The sequence below is a fragment of the Rickettsia endosymbiont of Culicoides newsteadi genome, from assembly GCF_002259525.1.
Classification (GTDB): domain Bacteria; phylum Pseudomonadota; class Alphaproteobacteria; order Rickettsiales; family Rickettsiaceae; genus Tisiphia.
In genome coordinates this window covers 1-4,912 of sequence record NZ_MWZE01000095.1, presented here as the reverse complement: position 1 = coordinate 4,912, position 4,912 = coordinate 1, and the positions used below count along the sequence as shown (strand labels likewise).

Below are 4,912 nucleotides of genomic sequence, written 5' to 3'. Positions count from 1 at the left end.
CTCTTAAGAAAAATAAACCTTCCATAAATTGCAATTTCGACTTTCCTCTAAATTATAACCTTATCCCGAATTGACGTAAATCATGAGTATTTAGACTATTTGGTTTAAAAACCAAGTTAGTAATATTAGTCTTTTGCAATTCTTGTAGAAATTGTACTACTAGTTCTGTGTCTATGTTGGGAATAGACACAGTTAGCTCACTAATTGTAGTATTTTCACACGCTTGTATAATCTGTTTTATTTCTTGGTATCCTAGATTCTCCAATAAAACCAACTTATTAAAAGTATTATTTTTTACTTCCTTTGTAAAAATCTCTATATTAAATCCATTCTCTCTAATAATTATAGCATGATCTCCGGATTGATGAAATAGCCAATCATTATCTAATGTTTCATGCGTAATTAGCAAGTGAGGGTTATTTTTGGCTATAGCATTAAGGCTATAATTGTCTAGGGTTGTATTATTGGTGAAATTGCTAGAGTTGTTAAAAAACCTTCCGGCAGCAGCATTTGCAACAGCACAGAAAGTGATAAGATAACTAAGGGAAAAATATTTCATAAAAATCGCGTCCTATTTGTAAATATTAATTAATGTTTAATTTAACAAAAAAGTTAACATAAACTATTAAAATTGATAAAATAGCTTTTTTATATAGAAGTCAAGATTTAATTTCAAATATATTATGATCCATTCTTTACTTTTGAATTTATAATTGCTGTTTTTTTGGTAACGAACTTGACGCAGTTAGAGATACAAGATATAATTAATTAGTTATCGCAGACCGCCTCCTAATTTATTTTATAAGGTATTAGTGCTAACTATATTTAGTGATATAATATACAAATTAACAAAATAGCAATAGCATAAAATGTTTAATCAAATTTTAAAAAAATCCCCTTGGGGAGATTCTGAAGAGGATGAAAAAGGTGAATATAATATATTTACTAGACCAAGGAAAAAAAATAAGTTTAATTTCCAGGAATTTTTTAATAATTTTGGTTTCAACAACAACATAATGATATTAGTGTGTTTATCATTAGTTGCCATTTGGTTTGCTTCCGGAGTTTATGAAGTTAAGGAGGGCGAAGAGGCAGCCGTAATGAGGTTTGGTCAATTTGTTCGCAAAGGGTCTCCTGGTTTGAATTATCACCTTCCTCTGCCATTTGAACAGGTAGTAGTTGAGAAGGTAAACCAATCTCGGAGAATTGAGATTGGTTATAGATCGGCAAATAACCTTAGATCTAATATGGATAATACAAAAGCTATAATGGCTGAAAGCACTATGCTTACAGGTGATGAGAATATTGTTGCACTAAATTGTGACGTAATGTGGCATATTAGCGATTTGGAAAAATATATTTTTAATATTGTCAATCCAGAAGAGTCGGTAAAAATAGTTGCTGAAAGTGCGATAAGAGAAGTGATCGGCAATACCCCTATCTCCTCAATATTATCAGACCAAAAACAAGAAATTACTAATAAAATTGAGGCTTTAACCAGGGAAATCCTTGTTCATTATAATGCTGGTGTTGAAATTGAAAAAGTACAGCTACTAAAAGCTGAGCCACCAGTTGAAGTAATCGATGCTTATAGGGATGTACAAACTTCTAAAGCTGATAAAGAACGGGAAATAAATCAGGCGCTATCCTATAATAATGATATTTTGCCTAAAGCAAGGGGTGAAGCTGCTAGAATATTGCAAGAAGCGGAAGGTTACAGGCAAGAAGTTATCTCAAAGGCTGAAGGGGATAGTAAGAGATTTGCTGCTGTCTATACACAATATGTTGCTAATAAATCGATAACTAAGGATCGTCTTTACTTAGAAGCTATAGAAAAAATTCTAACGGATACCAGTAAGGTTATTATGGGTACTAATGGCGTTTTGCCGCATATGGCAATTCAGCAAAATAAAATTAAGGAGTAGTACTGGATGAAGACAATTTATTATATAAGTTTTGTAGCTCTTGGATTATTCTTAGCAGTTATTAGTGCTTTGTTTACTGTTGATCAACGTTATTCTGCTGTGGTATTTCAATTCGGTGAAGCAGTAAGGACAATTGAAAAACCTGGATTAAATATCAAAATTCCATTTATTCAAAATGTTGAGTTTTTTGATAAACGTATCTTAAACGTAGAGGCAGAGGCAAAGGAGCTAACTGCTTCTGATGGAAAAAGGGTAATCGTTGATGCTTTTGCCAAATTTCGTATTACTGATCCTGTGATGTTTTATAAAACTGTTCATAACTACCAGGGCGTTAAAATTAGGCTTAATAAAAACCTAGAATCTTCAATGAGAAAAGTTATAGGTAGATTACCTTTAACTAGCCTTCTTACCAATGAGAGGTCTGAGATAATGTCAAATATCCTAAATCAAGTTAATCAAGAGGCAAGAAATTTTGGACTTGATGTAATTGATGTTAGAATTTTAAGAGCTGATTTACCGAAAGAAAATAGTGCGGCAATTTATCGTCGTATGCAAACTGCTCGTGAAAAAGAGGCAACTCAAATAAGAGCTGAAGGGCAAGAAGAAGGATCTCGAATAAGATCAAGAGCTGATAAAGAAAGTAAAATATTGCTTGCTGAAGCTTATATGCAATCTCAAATCATTAAAGGAGAGGGAGATAGGGAGTCAGCCAAGATATATAACCTTGCTTATTCTGTTGATCCAGAATTTTATAAATTCTATAGATCGTTGGAAGTATATAAAAATACTTTAAAGAAAGAGGATACTTCTTTTGTGTTGTCTCCAGAAGCCGAGTTATTTAAATATTTAAATTTGGGGAAATAATAGTTAATTGATGACGTTTGGTTTACATATATGTCATTGCGAGACCACATAGTGGTCGTGGCAATCTATTTTAATCACTTTTCTGGATTGCTTCGTCGACCTTGCGGTCTCCTCGCAATGACGGTTAGTTATTTTCAGTTTTTCGTAATGACGTTTTACAGTTAATTAAATAGATGATATGGTTCAAAATATTATTAAGTATAATAATTTACTAAAATATTTATTTATAGCTTTTCTGATGAGCCTATGGTTGGCATCATCTATTTTTGCTGAAAATATTCCATTAAATCAAATTTCGTTAACTAAGGATGCTGCTACTGAGGAATCTAGTGTATCATCAATAAAAGCCTCTGAATCTCCTCGCTATAGTTTTGCCGACATTGTTGAGCCACTTATTCCATCTGTGGTAAATGTTTATACCGTACAATATAGCCAAAAGTCAGAAGATTTTCATAAAAAATCTTTTGAATATTTTCCGTTTGATTATTTAAATGAACTTTTGGAGCGTTTTAATTTACCTTTTAATTTTGATGAAATGTATTCAAATCCTAAATCTGTTCCGCTTGGTTCTGGTTTTATTATAGATGCGGCTGGTTTTATTGTTACTAACCATCATGTAGTTGCTAATGCGGATGAGATTCACGTAAAATTAACTGATAATAGAGAAATGTTAGCTAAATTAGTAGGTAGTGATCAAAAAACCGATCTTGCTCTTTTAAAAATTGAGGCAGAAAATCCTTTGCCTTTTGTAAAATTTGGGGATTCTGGTAAAGCTAGGGTAGGGGATTGGGTTATTGCTATCGGTAATCCTTTTGGTAGACTTGGAGGAACTGTCACTGCTGGTATCATATCTTCAAAAGGGCGTGATATTGATAGTGGTATAGTAGATGATTTTATACAAACTGATGCGGCTATTAATAATGGTAATTCCGGTGGACCAATGTTTAATATTGATGGTGAAGTTATAGGAGTCAATACCGTAATGTTCTCACCTTCTGGGACTAATATTGGTATTGGATTTGCCATTCCATCTAATACCACCAAATCAATTATCAACCAACTAAGGCAAAATGGAAAAATTAATCGTGGTGGTCTTGGGATAATAATTCAAGAAGTAACTAACGAAATAGCTGAAGGATTTGGGTTAAAAGAAGCCTATGGAGCATTAGTAGTGGAAGTGCAAAAAGATGGTGCAGGTGAGAAATTTGGTATAAAGCCTGGAGATGTAATAATAGAGTTTGCTGGACAACCAGTAAAAAGTTCAAGAAGGTTACAGGTAATGGTTGCTGAAGCTACCGTTGATCAAGAGGTAAAAATTGTAGTCGTACGTGATGGTAAGAATCACGAGCTAAGTGGTAAGATTAGTCAAGAAGAGGAACCAGAGGCTAGAATAGCAAGCGATAAGGTGAGTGATAAAACCTCTATTGTAAAAAATAATATTACTTTTAGTAATTTAACCGATAATTTTAAACAAAAATTCGCCATTGGCAATAAAGCTAATGGTATTATTGTAACTGATCTTGCTAAGGATGGAAAAAATTACAAATTTAAAATTGGTGATTTAGTAGTAGCATGCAATCAAAAGGCGATAGCTTCTATAGAGCAGTTAAATTTGTTGTATGAAAATGCCAGAACTATGAAGAAACAAAATATAATCTTATTGGTACAGAGGAGGGGTGTTTCTATGTTTATAGCTTTGCCGGTAACAAATTAGATTTGGTATTTTTATAAAAAGATGTCACCTCTGCTTGACTTAGTGTCATACCTGCGAAAGCAGCTATCCAGATTCCCGCCTACGCGGGAATGATGGTATGGACGAGTGAAGCGAAATATGCTTTACTTGTACGGAGTCAGCTGAAAAATAGTTTTCAGCTGCTCCAAATTAAATAATAATTTAATTAATAGGTCCATACCATGATAAATAATAGCATAAAAAATACTATAATAGGAATAGATTTAGCAAAAAATAGTATGCACTTGGTGCAAGTCGATCAAAATGGCAAAAAAATAGGTTACCAAAAAGTTACAAGAGATGAGTTAATAGCCTATTTAAGCAATCTCGATAAAAGTTCATTGGTAGCTATGGAGGCATGTGGAGGAGCTAATTATTGGTCACAGGAAAT

The 4,912-nt window shown here is 33.0% G+C and carries 4 protein-coding genes and 1 pseudogene; 4 read left to right on the top strand and 1 reads right to left on the bottom strand.

Features of this window, described 5'->3' with window-relative positions:
- Window positions 1-52 precede the first annotated feature (52 nt).
- Window positions 53-559, bottom strand: coding sequence for a hypothetical protein (locus RiCNE_RS05915; RefSeq protein WP_094649663.1), 507 nt, complete (start codon window positions 557-559; stop codon window positions 53-55).
- 310 nt (window positions 560-869) lie between these two features.
- Here RiCNE_RS05915 and hflK point away from each other — a divergent pair, with 310 nt between their 5' ends.
- The 4 genes and pseudogenes from hflK to RiCNE_RS05895 form a co-directional block, all read left to right on the top strand.
- Window positions 870-1,925 carry an FtsH protease activity modulator HflK gene (gene hflK / locus RiCNE_RS05910; RefSeq protein WP_094649662.1) on the top strand — a complete coding sequence of 352 codons (1,056 nt, stop codon included), beginning with the start codon at window positions 870-872 and terminating at the stop codon, window positions 1,923-1,925.
- A gap of 6 nt (window positions 1,926-1,931) precedes the next feature.
- The gene (gene hflC, locus RiCNE_RS05905) at window positions 1,932-2,789 is read left to right on the top strand and encodes a protease modulator HflC (protein WP_094649661.1); all 858 of its coding nucleotides are present in this window, start codon (window positions 1,932-1,934) and stop codon (window positions 2,787-2,789) included.
- A gap of 178 nt (window positions 2,790-2,967) precedes the next feature.
- A complete protein-coding gene (locus RiCNE_RS05900; protein WP_239832729.1) occupies window positions 2,968-4,503 on the top strand; it encodes a Do family serine endopeptidase in 1,536 nt (511 codons plus the stop codon).
- Window positions 4,504-4,703: 200 nt separating this feature from the next.
- Window positions 4,704-4,912: pseudogene (locus RiCNE_RS05895) on the top strand (IS110 family transposase); the annotation flags it as partial.

Excerpts from the sequence above, each read along its gene's own strand:
- RiCNE_RS05915 (WP_094649663.1), bottom strand. The coding sequence starts at position 559 with ATGAAATATTTTTCCCTTAGTTATCTTATCACTTTCTGTGCTGTTGCA.
- hflK (WP_094649662.1), top strand. The coding sequence starts at position 870 with ATGTTTAATCAAATTTTAAAAAAATCCCCTTGGGGAGATTCTGAAGAG.
- hflC (WP_094649661.1), top strand. The coding sequence starts at position 1,932 with ATGAAGACAATTTATTATATAAGTTTTGTAGCTCTTGGATTATTCTTA.
- RiCNE_RS05900 (WP_239832729.1), top strand. The coding sequence starts at position 2,968 with ATGGTTCAAAATATTATTAAGTATAATAATTTACTAAAATATTTATTT.